Origin of the sequence: Sandarakinorhabdus sp. AAP62 (assembly GCF_000331225.1) — a bacterium.
Taxonomy (GTDB): Bacteria; Pseudomonadota; Alphaproteobacteria; order Sphingomonadales; family Sphingomonadaceae; genus Sandarakinorhabdus.
In genome coordinates this window covers 196,885-215,534 of sequence record NZ_ANFY01000017.1, presented here as the reverse complement: position 1 = coordinate 215,534, position 18,650 = coordinate 196,885, and the positions used below count along the sequence as shown (strand labels likewise).

Below are 18,650 nucleotides of genomic sequence, written 5' to 3'. Positions count from 1 at the left end.
GCGTGTCTGCTGCCAACGCCTCGCTGGCACGTTCCGCCCGAATCCAGCTGGGCGTTCTGCGCGCGCTGTTGCTGCGTGAAGTGCTCACCCGCTATGGCCGGCACAACATCGGTTTCCTGTGGTTGTTCGTTGAACCCATGCTGTTCACGCTTGGCATCACCACCTTGTGGACCATCGCCGGGCTGCACCAGTTGTCGGACCTGCCCATCGCCGCGTTTGCGCTTACGGGCTATTCAACCGTTCTGTTGTGGCGAAACATGCCCAATCGGTGCATCGGCGCCATCGCGCCCAATTCGGCGTTGATGTATCACCGCAACGTACGCATCATGGATATCTACATCGCGCGCATTGTGCTCGAGGCCATGGGCGCCACCACGTCTTTCGCTATTCTTGGTATGGCATTCGTCGGTCTTGAACTGATTGAACCCCCGGAGAACCTGCTGCTACTGGTCCTTGGGTGGTTTTTGACAGCATGGTTTGGTGCTGCCTTCGCGATTTTTCTCGGGGCGTTGTCAGAGAAATCCGAAACGGTCGAAAAGCTTTGGCATCCTGCAGCTTATCTGCTTTTCCCGCTGGCCGGTGCCGCATTTCTGGTCGAAGCGTTGCCGCCCGATTTCCAGTCGGCGGCACTGCTGATCCCGATGGTCAATTGCACGGAAATGATCCGGGACGCGTTCTTTGGCAGCGTCTTTGATGCACGGTATGATATTGGCTATCTTGTGGCCGTCAATCTTGGTCTCAGCATCATGGCCCTCGCTCTGGAGCGCAAGGTCAGCCGTGAGTATGTGCTCGAATGATCCGGCTGACCGACGTCCACAAATTCTATCCCGTGCGCGGCGGGCAGGTCGAGGTGCTCAAGGGCATCAACCTGACGGTCCAGCGCGGCGATCATGTCTGCATCGTTGGCGGCAATGGCGCCGGCAAGTCGACTCTGATCCGCCTGATCAGCGGCATTGAGCAGCCCTCGTCGGGCAAGATTGAACGGACCATGCGAATTTCGTGGCCACTGGCGTTCACCGGCGCCTTTCAGGGCGCTCTGACTGGCGTGGACAATATCCGCTTCATCTGCCGGGTCTATGATGTCGCGTTCGAAGATGTCATCGATTTCGTCGAGGATTTCTCTCAGCTTGGGCGCTACCTGCGCGAACCGGTGAAGGTCTATTCGTCCGGCATGCGGGCAAGGCTGGCGTTCGCCCTGTCCATGATGATCGACTTCGATTGCTACCTGATCGACGAAGTGGTTGCGGTTGGAGACTCCCGCTTCCAGCAACGTTGCCAAGAGGAATTGTTCGTGAAGCGCGCCGATCGCGCCTTGATCATCGTATCGCACGATAGCCACTATCTGCGGCTGCACGCTCAACGCGCCTGCGTGCTGGAAAAAGGTGTGCTGCACCATTTCCCTGATATTGAAAGTGCACTTGCTCATCACAACCAGGTCATGGCCGCTTGATGCCCAGTTGAGCGTACTGCATAGTCGCTACGTTCGACCAATTGGATTTACTGAGTGAATTGCCCATGACGATCACGCTTTCCACCATTGGCCAATCGGTTTCTGTCGATCAGCGCGTGGAAGGTGCCCCCGCCTACCGCATCACGGCCACGGGCGTTCGGCTGATCAACACCGAACGCGGCCGCATCATCTCCACCAGCGCCGATCAGCCCGCCATCAGCCTGGAAGCGGGCGGCGTGATCATCAACGAAAGTGGCGGCATCATCCGCGGCTTTGACAGTTTTCCGCCGCCCTTTGCCATCCGTGGCTCTGCCGAAGCCGACGAGGTCCGCAATGCGGGCCTGATCGTCGGCAACGTGGCGTTGCAGGGCGGCAATGACCTGTTCGTGCAAAGCCCGGACCAGAGCACGCAGTTCGATCTGCAGGTGAACCTGGGGACCGGCGATGATGCCTACCGGCTGATCAGCAAGCCCGGCCAATCCCACAATATCAATGCCAACGGCGGCGACGGTTTTGACACGCTGACCATCCAGGGCACGCCGGATGAACTGAACGGCAATTATTCCGCGTCGCTGGCCATCAATTTCGAGCGACTGGAGCTGATCGATGCCAACGGCAACCTGTCCGGCTTTTCCGGGTTTCAGCAGATATCCATCGTTTCGACACTCTTGAATGGCTTCCCGGGCACGGTGGGCCTGATCGAATCCCGCAACCCGGAAACGGATGTCGCGTTGGACGGCAGTCGCCTGCGGCTTGCTTCGGGATCGACGTTGCGAAACGTCACCGGATCGGACCGCACGGAATCGCTGGAAATCACCTCGTCAAGCTTCGGCCAGACACGTCTGCTCGGCTCGGCCCTGCTGGGGGGTGGCGACGATGAATTCTGGTGGAGCGCCTTTGGCAACGCGCCTTTGCCCACCATCGTTGGCGACGTGGATGGCGGTGCCGGCATCGACTCCCTGCGCATCGATGCCGTAACGGAGCAAACCGTCGATCTTGGCCGCTTCAGCAATTTCGAACGGCTCGATACCGGCACCTACACTTCGGCCACCTCCTTCGTACGGCTGATCAATGCCCGCGATCTGCTGGAAATCACCGGCGATTCCGCCGGCCAGCTCACCCTGGCCCAATCGCAACTGCCCAATGCCGCCGTCACCGTTTCATCGCGCGGTACCCTCATCCTGGAATCGACCGCCACGATCGGCCGTTATGGCTTTCCCAACCGTGATTTCTTCGAAACCGTGTTCGATCAACGCCAGCAGGCCGATGATCGACTTTCGGTCACCGTGATCAACAACGGCACCATCCTTGGCCCGGTGCAGCTTTATTATGGTGACGATGTCTATGATGGCCGCATGGGCACCGCCGGCGGCACCATCTTTGGCTATGCCGGCAACGATCGGCTGTTCGGCGGCGCCGGCAATGATCGGATCGAAGGTGGCTTTGGTGGCGATGATCTGTTCGGCAGCGCGGGCAACGACACGCTGGTGGGCGGTGGCGGTTCCGACCGGCTGGATGGCGGCATCGGCAGCGATACCGCGGTCTTCTCGGGCGGCCGCCGCGATTACGAGGTGACGCGCAGCGGCGACATCGTGACCGTGCGCGATCTGCGCGCGCAGGGCGACGGCACGGATACGCTGACCGGCATCGAGCAGGTGGAGTTCGCCGACGGCCTGATGGACCTGATTGCCGAGGAGCTGGTGCTGTTCCTGCCCGGCTCGCGCGATCTCATCGCATGGGATCCGGCGCAGGGTTCCAATGGCTTCAGCTATTTCCTGCGGGTCGGCGGCAACAGCCAGGTGATAGCCTCGGCCGATTTCACCGGCGATGGCCGCACCGATATGCTGTTCCGCCAGCCCGATGGCGGGCTGATCCGCTGGGATGTGGCGCAGGGTGGCAATGGCTTTGCGGTGCTGCCGTCGAGCCCCGGCTTCAATGTTGTTGGTCTTGGCGATCTGCGCGGCAATGGGGCCGCCGATATCCTGCTACAAGGGCCAGACCGAACCTTGCGTGTGCTCGATGCTGCTGCCGGCAGCGCGCAGCATCTGTTCACGCTGACGCCGGGCTGGACGGTGAAGGGCGTGGCCAACATCAATGGTATCGGCAAGGATGACATTATCATCCAGAATGACACGAGCGGCCAGGTCATCGCCTTCACCGAAGGTGGCTGGCGGCATTTGCTTACATTGTCGTCGGGTTGGCAGATCGCAGGCTTTGGCGATGTGATCGGCGGCTTTGCCGACGATTTCGTGCTGATGAACAGCAATCGCGACACGGTTTTCTGGGATGTCGGTCGTGGTGGCGACGGCTTCCAGACCTTCGCCACGATCACAGCGGGGTGGTCGATCGCCGGCCTTCATGATCTGAGCGGTGATGGCCGCGACGACGTGCTGCTGCGCAACGAGAACGGCGCTGCAATCTATTGGACCGGTGCTGAGTGGGGTTCGCTCGGCAATGTATTGGCCGGCACCGAACTGGTGGGGACGGGGGTGTTCCCGTGACGGTTCAGATGAGTATAGGGATTATTCAAAAATCCAATCTGGCTTCTCGAAAGGTATTCGAACGGAAGATCTTGCCGTCCTGTTCCGAAAATGGACAGGCGCGCGCTCCTGCTTCGTAAAATAAGCAATCATCGTCGTCGGTTTTAGCATTCCGGAATCGAGCATCATCTCATTCAATTTTGACATGGCTCCGATGAATTCAACATCCCATTGGTTGTTTTGGTCAAAGCCGGGGCCATAACCACGGTCTGTCAAAACGTCCATGAAGCCGCCATATCCGAAAAATTTGTACGGAAAGAAGCGATTGAGAATCAGATAGAGAATGTCTTGAGCCCGGATTCCTTCAAAGCCTTCAGTTGAACAATCATGATCCACGAACCGCTCTCGGTCGTGACGTAGCAATTGATGGTGAAAGCGCTGCCGATCTGAAAGAAGTGGCCAAATGGTTTGCAGGACTGCCTCACTTTCCGGCCAGCGCATGTGCCCATTTCGCCCGATCATATCGCAGGTCGCAAAAATTCCATCATCAGTTAAAGATTCGAAAATGAAATCAAAAATACCTTCCAATTCAACAATATGATGAAGTGAATGATTAGCCATAATTACATTATATTTTTCGGATGGTGTTCTCTTGTTCAGATCGGCAATTTGCGGGAGGATATATCCCTCAAGCTTATTTGCATGAAGCTGCTCGCGGAAGCGTTCGATAAGGACCGGCGACAGGTCGACCGCCTCGATACGAAACCGAGTAAATCCGGCTTCGATCAAGGATAGCGCCAACTGAATTTCGACATTACCGTCGCCACATCCGACGCTGAGAATGCGGCAGCCGTCTCCAAATTGCTTGCTGGCTTCGCGGACGGCGCCCTTGTACACATCGTTGATTGATTCGACCCCAAAAACATCGGCTATTCCTGGTCGAATATAATTGTGCGACCAAATGTGAAAAATCTCTGGAAGGTCATGAATTGGCTGATCAATAAATTGATCGATCTGTTGTTGTACGCGCGCATTGTAGGCGCTGTCCTTGTTGTCGATATCGCTCGCCATCGGAATATTCCTTTTCGATATCTTCAATTTTGGTCGGAATTCAATTCCGCATACGCACACGCGATATGATAGAGCGAGCTCGCCGGGGCCAGTTCGGGAATCCAGCTGCCATCGGGATTCAACTTGTCGCGCCACAGGCCCGGCGTCGGCACGGCGTAATATTGCTCCAGGCCGGCGAGCGCGCGGGCGGCCTCTTTGGCTTCGGCGGCGGTGCCGAGCCGGCGGTGGCGGATGGCGGCGGCCTTGATGCGCTCGGTCTGCGGCCACAGCCGGGCCTTGCCATCGTGCAGGCTGCCGTCGGTCAGCACTTCGTTGATGCAAACGTTGCGGGTGGCGCAAATGCCGTGGGCGCGGGCGAAGGCGGTGAGCCGATCAGACACGGCAAAGGCGCCCGCTCGGCCGCTGGCGCCCAGGCGCTCGAACAGCCATGCCCACTCGAAACAATGGCCCGGCTCCACGATGCGGCCTTCGATGCCGGGGGCAGGGGCCAGATCGTCGGTGAAATATTCCAGCAGGGCGCCGGTGGCCGGATCGATGAAGCGCGTGGCGGCCAGATCGGCGATCATCGCGGCAAAGGCCAGGAAGCGCGGGCGGCCGCTGGCTTCGGCCAGGGCCAGCGAGGCTTCGAACAGGTGCATGTGCGGATTCTGCCGGCGGATGCGCGGATCGTCCTTCTCGCCCTCGGTAAAGCCGCCGGCGGGGTGAGACCAGTTGGCCTCGATCGTGTCGAGCAGTTCTTCGGCGACATCAAACCAGTGTGGTTCCGCCAGCGCTTCGCCCGCCGTGGCCAGGGCCAGCAGCACGAAGGCCTGATCATAGAGATCGGCGCGGGTATCGAGTGGCCTCGCCTCCACATCCAGCCGGTGGACGTAGAAGCCATCGGTGCGGCGCGCGCCGGCCACCAGCGCGCGAATGGTTTCGCCGATCAGCTGCTGCCACGGCCCGTCCCAGCCCAGCCGGCCGATGGTGGCAAAGCTGTAGACATGGCGGGCCTGCACGAACACGCGGAAATAGGCCGGATCGGGCACGCCATCCAGCGTCATGCGTTCGGGAAACAGGCCCGAGGCGGTGCGGCCACGAAACGCCCACAAGGGCGCGGCGACATCGCACAGCCAGCGCTGGGCGCGACTGGCCTCTGGCAGGAGGGTGGCGGGGGAAACGGAATCAGGCATGGGGGGCACCTGCTTTGATCTATCCTGTCATTGCGGCAAGGTGGGGGGCAAGGAAATGGTGCAGATTGCCACCAGCGAACGGTACGGCGGCAATGCCCGCCGCTGCGGCGGCAGCCAGATCGGTGGGTTGATCGCCCACCAGCAGGCTGTGTTCACGGTTTACGGGCCAGTGCGCCATCAGATCATTCAGCATCCCCGGCGCGGGCTTGCGCCAAGGATGAACGCTGGCATAGGCCGGATTTGTGGCATTCGGGTGAAACGGGCAATAGCGCCAATCATCGATGGCCGCGCCCGCCTGGCGCAGCTGCGCCGCCATCCACTGATGCAACGCCTGCACATCGGCTTCGCCATAATGGCCCTTGGCGACGCCAGCCTGGTTGGTGACGACAAACACATAGATGCCCAGCTGGTTGGCCAGCCGCACCGCATCGGCGGCGCCCTCCATCCAGCGCAGCCGATCCGGCGAGCCGACATAATGATCATCGTGGTTGAGCACGCCATCGCGATCGAGGAACAGCGCCGGGCGGGTGCGCTGGCGCGGGATGGCGGTTTGCGCTTCGGCATAGCTGTCGGGCACGCCGATATCGATGAAATAGCCGGTGCGGGCCACGGCGCGTAGCCGGCCCTGCTGCACCAGTTGCGGCAGCAGGTCGGATTCGATGGAGAATTTCGCGGGGAAGGTAAGGATGTCGGCCTTGTCCAGCACATAGGCGCCGCCGTTGATCAGCACTTCGCCCTTCGCTTCGCCGCGCGGCACGATGCGGGTCACGCGCCCGTCGCTGGCGATTTCCAGGGTTTCAAACCGGTCTGCCGCCGGCACCGGCCGCGCCGCCAGCGCCGGGCCGTGCGTGGCGGCCTGCAGCAGATCCAGCCAGTGGAAATCGAACCAGGTATCGCCATTCAGCAACAGGAAGCGATCGGCCAGGTGATCGCTGGCAAAGCGCACACCGCCGCCAGTGCCCATCGGTTCCGGTTCCACCGAAACCGTCACGCGGGCACCCGCTGGCAGCCGGGCGCGCAGGCCTTGCGCATAATCCTGCACCACATCGGACGCATGACCGGCCAGCAGCAGCAGATCGGTGAAACCGCGCCGCAGCGCTTCGCCCACCAGTACATCGACGAAAGGCTTGCCGGCCACGTCCAGCAGCGGCTTGGGCATGGCGCGGGTGAGGGCGCCCAGCCGCGTGCCCAGCCCGCCGAGCAGGATCACGCACTGGCGGATATCCGCCCCGGTCATGGCACTGTCCAGGCTTCGGCGCCATCAAACGTCAGCTTCACGGCGCTGGCCTGGCCGCCATTGGCATTCAGCGCGCGGATCAGGCCCAGGCGCCGTTCCGGATCGGCCAGCAGCATGATGAAGCCGCCGCCGCCAGCACCCGAAACCTTGCCGGCCCAAGCCCCCGACGCCATCGCGATATCGAGCAGTTCATCAACGGTGCTGGTGCTGATGGCCGATGCCGTCTGCTTCTTCGACAGCCAGGATTGGCGCAGGATTTCGGCCATACCCTTGATATCGCCGGAAAGAATGCAGGACTTCATGGCGTGGGCATGATCCTTGATTCGGTGCATCGCGGCCAGCTTGGCGGCGTCGAGCTGGTCGATGCCCTCCACCTGCTGGCGGATGATGTCGGCTGATTGCCGCGATTGGCCGGAAAAACAGATCACCAGCGCCGATTCGAACTCGTTGAGCACATCGCGGCGCAGGCGCAGCGGGTTGACGATCACGCCGCTGCCGCCAGCCAGGAACTCGATGAAATTGAAGCCGCCGAACGCTGCTGCATATTGATCCTGCTTGCCGCCAGCCATGCCCAGTTGCCGCCGCTCGATGTCAAAGGCCAGCCGGGCGATGTCGTAGGGGCCCAGCGGCAACTGCATGGCGTGGGCAAAGGCCTCGATCAGCGCCACCGTCAGCGCCGATGAGGCGCCCAGCCCCGATCCGGCCGGCACGTCGATCGTGGTGGTGATCGTCATCGGTAGCGCCCGGCCGTCGTTGTAGGTCACCATCATGTGGCGATAGACGGCGCGGTGCAGCACCAGGCCGTCGTGAATATCGAAATCCAGCCCCAGCGGCAGCCGCTCCTCGGTTTCCAGATCGTCGGCCTTGAAGAGGATGTCGCCGCCGCTTTCCAGCGTGAGATGGGCATAGGCATAGCGGTCGATGGTGGCATTGAGGACCACGCCGCCATGCACATCACTGTAGGAGGCCAGATCAGTGCCGCCACCGCCCAGACCCAGCCGGAGCGGCGCGCGGGAGCGCACGTTGGTGGCAAGAAATGGCGTCACGTCATCCTCACTGTGCAGGGCCGGCGTCAGGCGGGGGCAAGGCCGGCTTCAAGAACGCCCAGCATCGCGCTGGTCGAATAATGCTGATCGATGAAATCAAGGGCGGCCCGTGCCCGCTGGCGGGCGGCCTCGTGATCGGTGGCGGCGATCACGGCAGCGGCCAGCGCCTCGGCCGTGTTGGCGATGAACAGCAGATGTTCGGCACCGTCGATGCCTTGCGCGCCCACATCGGTGGTCACCACTGGCACGCCGCGCGCCATCGCCTCGATCACCTTGCCCTTCACCCCGGCGCCATAGCGCAGTGGTGCGATCACCATGTCGGTTTCGGCATAGAGGCGCAGCAGTTCCGCGTCCGACACAAAGCCGCGCACCGTCACGCCGGGGCGTTCCAGCGCCTTGATCTCAGCTCCGGCCTTTGAACCCACAATGGTCAGCGCCAGTGCGCGCCCGCCGGCTTGCGCGAGGGGCAGCACCTCGCGGCAGAACCAGGTGATGGCATCCGCATTGGGCGGGTGGGCAAAGCCGCCGACGAACAGCAGGCGGATCGGCCCCTGTGCTGGCCCGCGCTGCTGCAGCGCCGTGCGCGCGCCGGCCAGTTCGCTGGCCGTGAAACGATAGGCGGCAATGGCGCGCACATCGGTCCTGCCATCCAGCAGCCCGGCCATCACCGTGGCTTCCTCCTGGCTGGGGTAGAGCACCAGATCGCTGCGCCCGGCGATGCCAAGCTCCTGCGCGCGCATGGCGGCCACCTCGGCATCCTCGGCCGGGCGGCCTTCCAGCGTGCGCTGCGCCATCATGCGGCGGAAATGCACGTCGTGGCCATAATAGACGATGCGCGCCCGGCTGTGGCGACGAACGGCATCGACATAGTGCACCGCCACATGCGGCCGGCTGAGCAGCACCATGTCGTACAGGTCGGCGCGTTCAGCCATGAAGCCATCAAAGCCGTCACGGAAACGCACGCCGTGGATCACCTCCACGCCCAGTGCCTGCAACTTGGGTGTGTAATCCGGGTCGCGCCACAGATTGTCGGGCCAGAAGGTCACGGCATGACCGGCCTCCAGCAGCACGCGCATGAATTCGTGCATGCTGCGCGATCCGGCATCGCGATCCCACTGCGGCACATAATGATCCACCACCAGCACGTGGCGCTTGCTGAAACTGCGATCGCGGGCGCGCAGCACGTTCTGGGCATTGGGATAATGATCGCGCTCCAACACGTGGCGCCAGCGGTCGAACAGGCGCTGACTGTTGGCCACCTGATAGGCCTTGATGCCCGACCCGACATCGCGGCCATGGCTGCGGCCTTCGTGGTGCATCACTTCCGATGCCGGGCTGTAGAGCGTTCGCCAGCCGGCCTCGCGCAGGCGGAAGGCCAGGTCGCTGTCTTCGCAATAGGCCGGCGTATAGGCCGGATCGAAGCCGCCCATCTCGCGCCACACGCTGGCCGGCACGGCGATGGACGCGCCCGACACATAGTCGACGTCCTTCAGATAATTATACTCCGGCGCGCGCGCATCCTGGTTGCGGCCGAAATTCCACGCTGAACCGTCGCGCCAGAAGATACCACCGGCTTCCTGCAGCGTGCCATCCCAGTTGATCAGCTTGGAACCGACCAGGCCCACCCGTTCAAACGCGGCGAACGGGGCCAGCAGGCCGTCGAGCCAGCCGGGAAACACCAGCGTGTCGTTGTTGAGCAGGATGATATGCTGGCCAACCGCCTGCACCGCTGCCGCATTGCAATTGCCCAGGAAGCCCAGATTCCGCGGCTGGCGCAGGTGGCGCACGCAGCCGCCAATGGCCCCCACCAGCGCCGCCGTGGCATCACTGGAGCCATCATCGGCCACGATCACCTCGAAATCATGCGCTTCATCCAGCTCCAGCAGGCTGGCGAGGCAGATCAGCGTATCGAGCACATTGTTGTAGACCGGGATGATGATGCTGGCATCCGGGGTGCGGCCGGCGGGCAGGGTGCGCAGTGCGGCGCGCAGGCGCAGCCGTTCCAGCAGGGTGCGGCAATCATCGGACGCGGCAAATTCGGCCTGCCTGTCCTGCCAGCGCTGCATCAGCGACAATAGATACCAGCAGCGGTTCAGCACGGGCTCGCCATGGCCATCCAGCAGGAAATCGCGCAGGCCCTGTGGTGGCCAGTAATCATCCACCGGCCTGGGCGGCCACGCCGCAGTTTCGGGTGCGGCGGCGTTGGCGGCAGCGGCAGGCGGTGCCGGTGGCGGCGTGGTCAACAGGTGGTTCAGCAGGCCGACACTGGTTGCCTGGCCGCCCAGCACGCCGGGCCATTCGGGATCCCAGCCGCGGAACTGCGGCTCGCGTCCCTCGTGTTGGCCATGGGCGATGAAGTGGGTGAACGGATCAACGCCGGCGGCCGCGACATCGGGATAGCGATCCAGATAGGCGCGCGGATCAAACAGCGGGTTGGGCCAGCGCCCCTCGCGCCAGCCGTGCTGCAGATAGTGATCGAGCGGGTTGATGCCGCCATCGGCCGCCACGTCAGGATTCTGCGCCAGATACCAGTCGTTGGGGAACAACGGGTGCGGATTGCGCCCTTCGCGCCAGCCATGCCGCACATAATGCGCCAGCGGCGCCATGGCTTCGGCCGCGACATCGGGATTGGCCGCCAGATAGGCGCTGGCGGCAAACAGCGGGTGCGGATCAACCGCATGCAGCGCCGGATCGGCCAGATAGCTCGCCAGGGTGACCCGGCCAAGGCCGGGGCGCTGGCGCTTCACCCAGTCGGCATCGAAGATACGGGTGGGCAGCGGCGCCGGCCGGCCCAGCAACTGCTGTTGCCAGCGGCGTGGCGGCGGTGGTGGTGGCGGGCCGATGCGCCCGGCCACCCGCGCCGGCGCACTGGCCAATGCCGCGGTCACTTGCTGGTGGACCGTGGCCAGTCGTTCCTTTCGCCGGGTGACCTCGGGCGACGGCGCCTGGGCAGCGGCCGCCTTGTGCAGGCGATGAAGTTCGGCGCGGGCGCTGGCCAGTTCGGCACGGGCGTTTGCCAGATCCGCCTTGTTGCTGTTCAACTCGGCCCTGGAACTGGCCAGCTCGGTGCGGATGCCGTCAAACTCTGCCCGCGTGGCTTCGAACGCGGCGCGAGTACCGGCCAGCTCGGCCTGCTTATTGCCCAGTTCAGCGTCCCGTTCAGACAGCGCTTGTGCACTGGTTGCCAGTTCTTGCGTCAACCGATCAGTGTCACCCTGCATGCGCGCCAGCGCCGCGAGTGTTTGCGCATTGACCTGCTCGCTGCTGGCCAGTTGCTGCTGCGCCCTTGTCAACTCCATCGACAGTTGCTCGCGCTCGGCGGCCGTAGCGGCGCTGCTGGTCATCAGATCGGACAACTCGGCCTGTGTGCGGGCCAGGGCAGCGCTGCCTGCTGCCAGATCACGCTCCAGCGCGGATAGACGCGCTGCAAGTTCGGCACTGCGAGCTTCGGCCTGCGCGGCAGCGGTTTTGGCTTCGGCCTGTGCTGCCGCTTCACGCGCAGCCTTCTCCTCGGCCATTTCGCCTCGCAGGCGAGCAGTGAGCAGTTGCTCGTTCAGCGCGAACAAACCGGCGATGATATCGGTGTCGTCAGCTGCAACAGGGCTGCCGCCGGCCTGCCCCAACAGTCGCGCCAACATGCTCCGCCGGCTGTCAGCCTCACGGTCACCCCCGGCACGCTCGCGTTCCAGCGCCTGAGCCAGCGCATCATTGCCCTGCCGCAGATCGGCGGCCTGTTGATCCAGCCGCTGATGTTCAGCGCGCAGATCATTCAGCAGCGCACGTTCCCGCGCCAGTTCGTCATGCAGCCGCATCACATCGGCCCGCAGCAGCTCGTCCTCCTCGTGGAGCTGCGAGGCCCAGGCCATGATCCGCTCATGCTCCATCCACAGATCATCATTGCTGTTGAGATAGAGGCTGGATTCAACCGGAAGCGCTTCCAGCAACTGATCCGAACAGGCGGCAAGCAGATACTCCGGGTCAGCCAGGCCGAATTCGCCGGACAGAAGCTCGGGCTGGCCAGCCGGCGTCACGCTGCCGTTGAAGATGCGTGCGGCTCCCAGATTGTCATGCGGGCTCGCGTCCAGCGGGTAGCCGACCGAAAGCAGCGCCATGCGCGTGCCGGTCAGCCGGACATGGCGGAAATGCCGGCCCAGCATGTCCATGAATTCGTGCTGGTCCATTTCCGAAATGTGGAATGCATTGGGCGCTTTGAAGCGGTTGTATACCGGCTTATTGGGTGTGGAGACCAGCAGCAGCCCTCCCGGCACCAGCACCCGCCTTGCCTCGGTGATCAGGGCGTCATGATCCGCAACATGCTCGATCATCTCGTTGGCGACGACGACATCGAAGCTGGCGGCGGCAAACGGCAGATCGAAACAATCGGCGATCACGAATGTGACATTGTCACTGCCATGGCGCTTGCGGGCAAGTCGGATGGCGGCAGCGCTGATGTCCACCCCCGTCACCTGCGCACCTTGGGCGCCCAGGATGGCGGTGCCATAACCGGTGCCGCAGGCCAGATCGAGCACGCGCTTTCCAGCGACATGCTGGGCGCACAGGGCGTAACGGTGCAGATGTTCATAGGCGATGCGGCCGCGCTGTTCGGCCGGATCAAAGCGTTCCAGTTCACCCGACATGCCTATCACCCTCCAAGTGCACGACAGGTCGGCCATCATGGCCACGCAGCAGCCAACCGAGGCCGCGCAACAGGCGGCGGGCATGGCGGGGATGAGCGCGATGGTGACGCAGCGCCAGCCGGGCCAGCGGCAAGTCACCCGTCCGCACGGCCTTCACCAGCAATTCCGTGCTCTCGCGTTCGCCAATCACTCCGGGCTCCAGATCTGCCAGCCATGTTGCCAGGCGTGTCGAGCCCAGTTCGGCCAGCATGTTGAACACGCCATGAACGCCAAACTCCAGCCCATTGGAATCGCCGCGTTCATAAGAGAAGGCGCGCGCCACGTCCATGTTTGCAAAGCGGATGCCGTGCGCCTGTTCAAGAAAAGGCCGGTGCGTGCGACAAATGGCAACGTCTTCCGGTACGTCACTGGGCGGAAATTGCGCCGTTGCTTGCAGCAGCCGGCGCGATCGCAAGGAAAAACCGCCGTTGCCCACCGCCATGTCGCCCCGATATTGTGGCCAGGGCGCGCCGATATAATCATAATCCAGAAATTCGTCGCGCCACGCCCGGCCATCGCGCACGAAGCCATCCCATTGCACCAGCAAGGCGTGGCTGGTCTCGATATACCCGGCCAGGCTGCCCATGACAAAACGCGAATAATCGGCGCGGCTGGCCAGACGCGGGATCGCCCGCCAGGTGATGCCGCTGCCGGCAAGGCCATCGGGCGCGCGGTCCGACAGCAGCAGCGCCGTGCCAAAGCGGGCCTGGCCCATACTGTGGCGCAGGGATGCCAGCGTGGCATCAAGGGCAACGCTGGTGACGGCCACCAGCGTGACATCGGCAAGATGCGGGCGGGCCGTCATGCCATCGACAGCAGGCAGGCTTCTGCCGTGGCGGAAAACAACGGGTTGTGATGCGGATCGCAGCGGCCGGCGGTGCGCCAGCGTTGTTGCAGCAACGCCCGTTCGCGATTGAAGCGCTCCACCTGATCGGGCCGGTGGTCGCGCGGGCGGGTGCGGGATTCGGCGTGGATCAGCCGGCTTTCGGCGCAATAGACATTGGCCAGGCCCGACGCCTGCAGCTTCAGGCAGAAATCGACATCGTTGAAGGCGACCGCAAAGCCCGCCTCGTCCAGCCCGCCGACGGCCGCATAGTGCTGGCGCGCCACCAGCAGGCAAGCGGCGGTCACCACCGAGACCTGGCGGGTGACGGCGTGCCAGGCGGCATGATCGCGGCTGGCCGGATCGATGCCGCGCTGGACATGGCCGGCAGCATCGCCAAGGCCGACGGTAACGCCGGCATGCTGGATGCTGCCATCGGGATAGAGCAGCTGCGCCCCAACCGCGCCCACCCCGGGGCACAGCGCATGGCGCACCATCAGCGCCAGCCAGTCTCCGTCCAGCGCCTCCACATCATTGTTGAACAGGCACAGATAATCACCGCTGGCGCTGGCGGCGGCCCGGTTGTTGAGGCGGGAAAAATTGAACGGCCCCTCATCGCGCAGCAGCCGGATGCGGCCGGCGGCGGCCTCGGCATCCAGCAGGGCCAGTGCCTCGGCATCGCGGCTGCCGTTGTCGACGACGATGATCTCCACCCGGCCAGGATAGGACAGGCGGGCGAGGCCCGACAGGCAGGTGCGCATCAGATCGGCGCGATCGCGGGTGGGGATGATGATCGACACCGCCGGCCATACCGCCGGCACCGGCGGCAGCACGCGCAGGAACGGCAGATTGTCGCCGCGCGGCACGATCTGCCAGCCGGGCCAATGCGCTTCCACCAGCGCCGGCCAATGCGGCAGCGGCGCCATCGCGCTGGCCCGGTGGGTGAGGATCAGCGGCACATGGGCCGGCACGGCACCTTGGCCCAGCATGGCCAGTTGCAGCCGGGCCAGGCCGGCGGCGGTGGCCGGCAGTTCGGGCAGTGTCGCCAGCGCGGCGCAGGCGGTTTCGACATGGATGGCGCTGGCCCCGCCCAGGCAATCGCGGGCCATGTGCAGCAGTGGATCCCACGCCGGCTTCAGCCACGGCTCGGCGCGGCCGGCGGGTGTTTTCACATCCTCGTCCCAAAAGATGATGCGCGCATCCGGCCAGCGCGACAGCGCGGCGCCGAGCGCGGAGGGCAGCGCCGCACTGGTCCGGTCCCCCGGCCACAGCGGCACCAGCCATTGCCTGCCATCGGCTTCCGTGCTGGCCAGCAGATCGTGCAGGCGCACATCGTCGCTGGGCAAGGCGGCGATGGTCAGGCCCGGCAAGGCCGCTGCTCCGCCGATCCAGTGGGCCTCGCGCAGCGGTGCCGTATGGGCCACCCAGCGCCGGTAATCCGCCGGGTGGCGCGCGGCCAGGCGGCACAGCGCGTTCCAGGCCCGCACCCGCTTGCCGCTGAGCAGCGTGGCCAGCGCCGCCAGCGTGGCCAGTGGCGCCACCCGCGCGGCCAGCGCCAGCACGGCACGCAGGGCGCGGCCCGATGGCCAGGGGAGCGGGCGCCGGGCCATCAGCGCCCCAGCAGGCGGCGCACGCGGCCGGTGGCGCGGCGCACGGCGACAACGGCGCTGGCGGCGGCATCCAGTGCGGGCGGTGCGGCGGTCAGGCGCTGCACCAGCACCTCTGCCGGGCAGGGCAAGCCGGTTTCGGGATCGAGATAGCGCGGGTAGAGCAGATAGGCGGCGGCGACCAGCTCATCCAGGCTGCGCCGGGCGGTACGGCGGGCGGGGACCGGGCCGCGGTCGGTGGTAAGGCCCCAGCCGGCGTAGAAGGGCACGCCGTGGACAGTGACCGGCTTGCCGCGGAGCAGCGCTTCGAACCCGGCCAGCGAACTGTTGACGTGCAGCTCGTCCACCATGGCGATGAGGTCCGCCATGGGTGCCGCCGTTTCCACCCGGTCAGCCAGCGCAGCCATGTCGGCTGCCGCAATCAGGCCCTTGCGGTGACCGGCAAGCACGTCGGGATGCGGCTTGTAGATCACATAGGCGTTCGGACCGGTTTCGGTGCGGGCGCGGCGCAGCAGTTCCAGATTCGACGACAAGGCGCCGCCGCTGGTGACGGCGCGATCATCCTCAACCTGGCCGGGCACCAGAATGTGCCGGCGCGTGCCGCCGGGGCGAGGCAGCGGACTGGCCTCTCCCTTTTCATATTTGGACAGGCCGGCCGCGACAATTGCGGTTCGCAGCGCTTGCGCACGCGCTAGAAGATTATCCGGGAAATCATTGTTCTGAAGCAGATTTTCCAGTTCGCTCGGCTGGCTCGGATCAAAGTGCGCGCCCAAGCGATCAACGATGATGGAGAGTGGCGGCACGCAATCTGCCCCCAGACCTGCGGAACGGATGAACCCATCTTCCACCTCCAGAACAGGCCAGTCGGCAAGGGCCTTTGCTTGCGCTGCCGAGAGCCGGGAGCGCCAGATGGCGACGCCATCGCCGGTGGCAAGTGCCGGCACGCCGCGTCTGAATGGGGTTTTCTGGCCGTTCCACATCAGGGGGGAAACGGTAGGGCGCTTCCAGTAGGCAAAGCCCAATGCCGCCGATATGTGCCGGTTGCCATCAATCAATAGCCGCCAGAAACCACATAATTCAATTGCTTGCAGCGGAGAGATGATGTTTCCGTTGAACGGATCGCGCCATTGCCAGCCGGTCAGATGCGCCTTCAGCAGGGAGGTCGCATCGCCGTCGTACAACTTGCCGGCCGCCATTGCCAGCAGGGCGCGCGGATCGTCTGCGGGCAGCCGTACTTCGCTCGCATTGTCGAGCAGTGTCCAGGGATCGGCATCGGCGGGCCAGTTGGCGGCATCCAGCACGGCTGGGCTCGCCACTTGCCGGCCCCAATAGCAGCCGCCAACCCGATGCCGCGCCAGGGCGGCCAGCAGTTCTTCGGGATCATCATTTCCCGCGCCGCCGGGCACGGCAAAGGCCGGCGGGCGGGCACCGGGAAAGGGCGGAATGGCCAGCAGCGGGGCCATCAGCCCAGGGCGGCAATGGCGATGAGTTGGCGCATCAGGCCGGGAAGCTGATCCAGTGGTACCATGTTGGGACCGTCCGACAGCGCCTGGTCGGGATCGGGGTGGGTTTCCATGAACAGGCCGTCGACCCCAACAGCAACCGCAGCGCGGGCCAATGGGGCGACGAACTGGCGTTGGCCCAGCGAGCGATCGCCGCCGCCACCGGGCAATTGCACGCTGTGGGTGGCGTCGAACACCACCGGGCAGCCCATTTCGCGCATGATGACGAGGCTGCGCATGTCCACCACCAGATTATTGTAGCCAAAGCTCGATCCGCGTTCGCACAGCAGGATGGTGCCGCCTTCGGTGCCAGCGGCGGCTCGGGCCTTGCCCAGCACGGCAGCCATGTCGCCCGGCGCCATGAACTGCGCCTTCTTGATATTGACTGGCCGGCCGCTGGCAGCAGCGGCGCCGATCAGATCGGTCTGGCGAGCAAGAAATGCCGGTGTCTGCAACATGTCAACCACTTCGGCCACGGCCTTCACCTGATCCGGCAAGTGCACATCGGTCAGCACCGGCAGCCCGGTTTCCTGCCGCACCTTTTCCAGCACGCGCAGGCCTTCTTCCAGCCCATGGCCGCGAAAGCCGTTCACCGAGGTGCGATTGGCCTTGTCGAAACTGGCCTTGAAGATCACGGGCAGGCCCAGTTCCTCGCCCATGGCTTTCAGGCGCGTGGCGATGGCCAGGCACAGCGTTTCGCTTTCGATGACGCAGGGGCCGGCGATCAGGAACGGCGACGCTCCGGGGGCACGGGTGAAATTGGGCAGCATCAGCGGCTTTCGGCGAGCGCCCGGCGTGCCAGCTCGGCTTCGATCAGCGGCACATCGGTCGGGTTGTTGAGTTCGATCATCTCCCAGGCCGGCGCGGCACATCGGGCGACGCCCACCGGCAATCCGGCATCCAGAAAGCGCAATTGTTCCAGCCCTTCCTGCAGTTCCAGCGGTGCGGGCCCGGCGGCAACATAGGCCACTAGCGCGGCGGGGCGATAGGCATAAAGGCCGACGTGCAACAGCACCGGTTGCGCCGGCGTGCTGCCCGGCGCGACGTGCGGAATGATGGACTTGGAGAAGTAGAGCGCGCGGCCATCGCGGGTGCATACCGCGGTGGTGCCGCCCACTCGGCCAGCGGCCGCATCCGTTTGCAAATGGCTGAGCACCGTCGGGGACGCGGCCACCACGGCGGTTGCCATCGCCAGATCGGGCCGGGCCGCGAGCAATTCCACGACGGCCGCCACCATGCTGGCCGGGGTCAGCGGCGCATCGCCTTGCAGGTTGACGACAATATCCGGCACCTCGCTGAGGCCATTGAGTGCGGCGGCGCAACGCTCCGTGCCGTTCAGGCAGCTTTCCGGCGTCATCGCCACGGTCATGCCCAGAGACGTGCAGGCTTCGGCAATGCTGGCGTCGTCGGTGGCGATCACGCATTGCACTTGGCCGGGCAGGGCAGCCGCTGCCGCCTGTGCCGCAGCCCAAGTATAGGCGATGGCTGGTCGCGCCGTTCCATCGGGGCCATGCAGCGGTGCGAGGGGCTTGGCCGGAAAACGGGTGGAAGCCAGACGCGCCGGAACGACGATGGCCACGTTCATC

The 18,650-nt window shown here is 64.5% G+C and carries 13 protein-coding genes; 3 read left to right on the top strand and 10 right to left on the bottom strand.

Annotated elements, in window-relative coordinates:
- Nucleotides 1–2 precede the first annotated feature (2 nt).
- From D619_RS0114215 to D619_RS18455, 3 genes are all read left to right on the top strand, one after another.
- Entirely contained in the window at nt 3–797 is a 795-nt protein-coding gene (locus D619_RS0114215) for an ABC transporter permease (RefSeq protein WP_017669272.1), read from the top strand.
- Nucleotides 794–1,450, top strand: a complete 657-nt coding sequence (locus D619_RS0114210; RefSeq protein ID WP_017669271.1) for an ABC transporter ATP-binding protein — start codon at nt 794–796, stop codon at nt 1,448–1,450. The genes D619_RS0114215 and D619_RS0114210 overlap by 4 nt, the downstream gene beginning before the upstream one ends.
- Nucleotides 1,451–1,515: 65 nt before the next feature.
- On the top strand, nt 1,516–3,951 hold the full coding sequence (locus tag D619_RS18455; protein ID WP_017669270.1) for a hypothetical protein: 2,436 nt from the start codon (nt 1,516–1,518) through the stop codon (nt 3,949–3,951).
- A 21-nt stretch (nt 3,952–3,972) separates the two neighbouring features.
- On the opposite strand, the gene D619_RS0114200 is transcribed toward D619_RS18455, so the two are convergent.
- From D619_RS0114200 to kdsB, 10 genes are read right to left on the bottom strand one after another with little or no spacing between them, the layout of a single operon-like run.
- The gene (locus D619_RS0114200) at nt 3,973–5,001 is read right to left on the bottom strand and encodes a class I SAM-dependent methyltransferase (protein WP_017669269.1); all 1,029 of its coding nucleotides are present in this window, start codon (nt 4,999–5,001) and stop codon (nt 3,973–3,975) included.
- Between the two features lie 23 nt (nt 5,002–5,024).
- Nucleotides 5,025–6,173, bottom strand: a complete 1,149-nt coding sequence (locus D619_RS0114195; protein ID WP_017669268.1) for an AGE family epimerase/isomerase — start codon at nt 6,171–6,173, stop codon at nt 5,025–5,027.
- Nucleotides 6,174–6,192: 19 nt separating this feature from the next.
- Nucleotides 6,193–7,410: an HAD-IIIA family hydrolase gene (locus tag D619_RS0114190; RefSeq protein ID WP_017669267.1), complete on the bottom strand. Its 1,218-nt coding sequence runs from the start codon at nt 7,408–7,410 to the stop codon at nt 6,193–6,195.
- Nucleotides 7,407–8,456 carry a hypothetical protein gene (locus D619_RS0114185; RefSeq protein ID WP_017669266.1) on the bottom strand — a complete coding sequence of 350 codons (1,050 nt, stop codon included), beginning with the start codon at nt 8,454–8,456 and terminating at the stop codon, nt 7,407–7,409. Before D619_RS0114185 ends, D619_RS0114190 begins: the two co-directional genes overlap by 4 nt.
- Nucleotides 8,457–8,482: 26 nt before the next feature.
- Complete coding sequence (locus D619_RS17475) at nt 8,483–13,093, bottom strand: methyltransferase domain-containing protein (protein ID WP_017669265.1); 4,611 nt, start codon at nt 13,091–13,093, stop codon at nt 8,483–8,485.
- On the bottom strand, nt 13,083–13,937 hold the full coding sequence (locus tag D619_RS16840; protein WP_017669264.1) for a DUF5672 family protein: 855 nt from the start codon (nt 13,935–13,937) through the stop codon (nt 13,083–13,085). Before D619_RS16840 ends, D619_RS17475 begins: the two co-directional genes overlap by 11 nt.
- Entirely contained in the window at nt 13,934–15,565 is a 1,632-nt protein-coding gene (locus D619_RS0114170; protein WP_017669263.1) for a glycosyltransferase family 2 protein, read from the bottom strand. Before D619_RS0114170 ends, D619_RS16840 begins: the two co-directional genes overlap by 4 nt.
- Nucleotides 15,565–17,025: a beta-3-deoxy-D-manno-oct-2-ulosonic acid transferase gene (locus D619_RS0114165; protein ID WP_017669262.1), complete on the bottom strand. Its 1,461-nt coding sequence runs from the start codon at nt 17,023–17,025 to the stop codon at nt 15,565–15,567. The genes D619_RS0114170 and D619_RS0114165 overlap by 1 nt, the downstream gene beginning before the upstream one ends.
- The gene (gene kdsA / locus D619_RS0114160) at nt 17,025–17,834 is read right to left on the bottom strand and encodes a 3-deoxy-8-phosphooctulonate synthase (RefSeq protein WP_017669261.1); all 810 of its coding nucleotides are present in this window, start codon (nt 17,832–17,834) and stop codon (nt 17,025–17,027) included. Before kdsA ends, D619_RS0114165 begins: the two co-directional genes overlap by 1 nt.
- Entirely contained in the window at nt 17,834–18,649 is an 816-nt protein-coding gene (gene kdsB / locus D619_RS0114155) for a 3-deoxy-manno-octulosonate cytidylyltransferase (protein ID WP_026091073.1), read from the bottom strand. The genes kdsA and kdsB overlap by 1 nt, the downstream gene beginning before the upstream one ends.
- Nucleotide 18,650 lies beyond the last annotated feature (1 nt).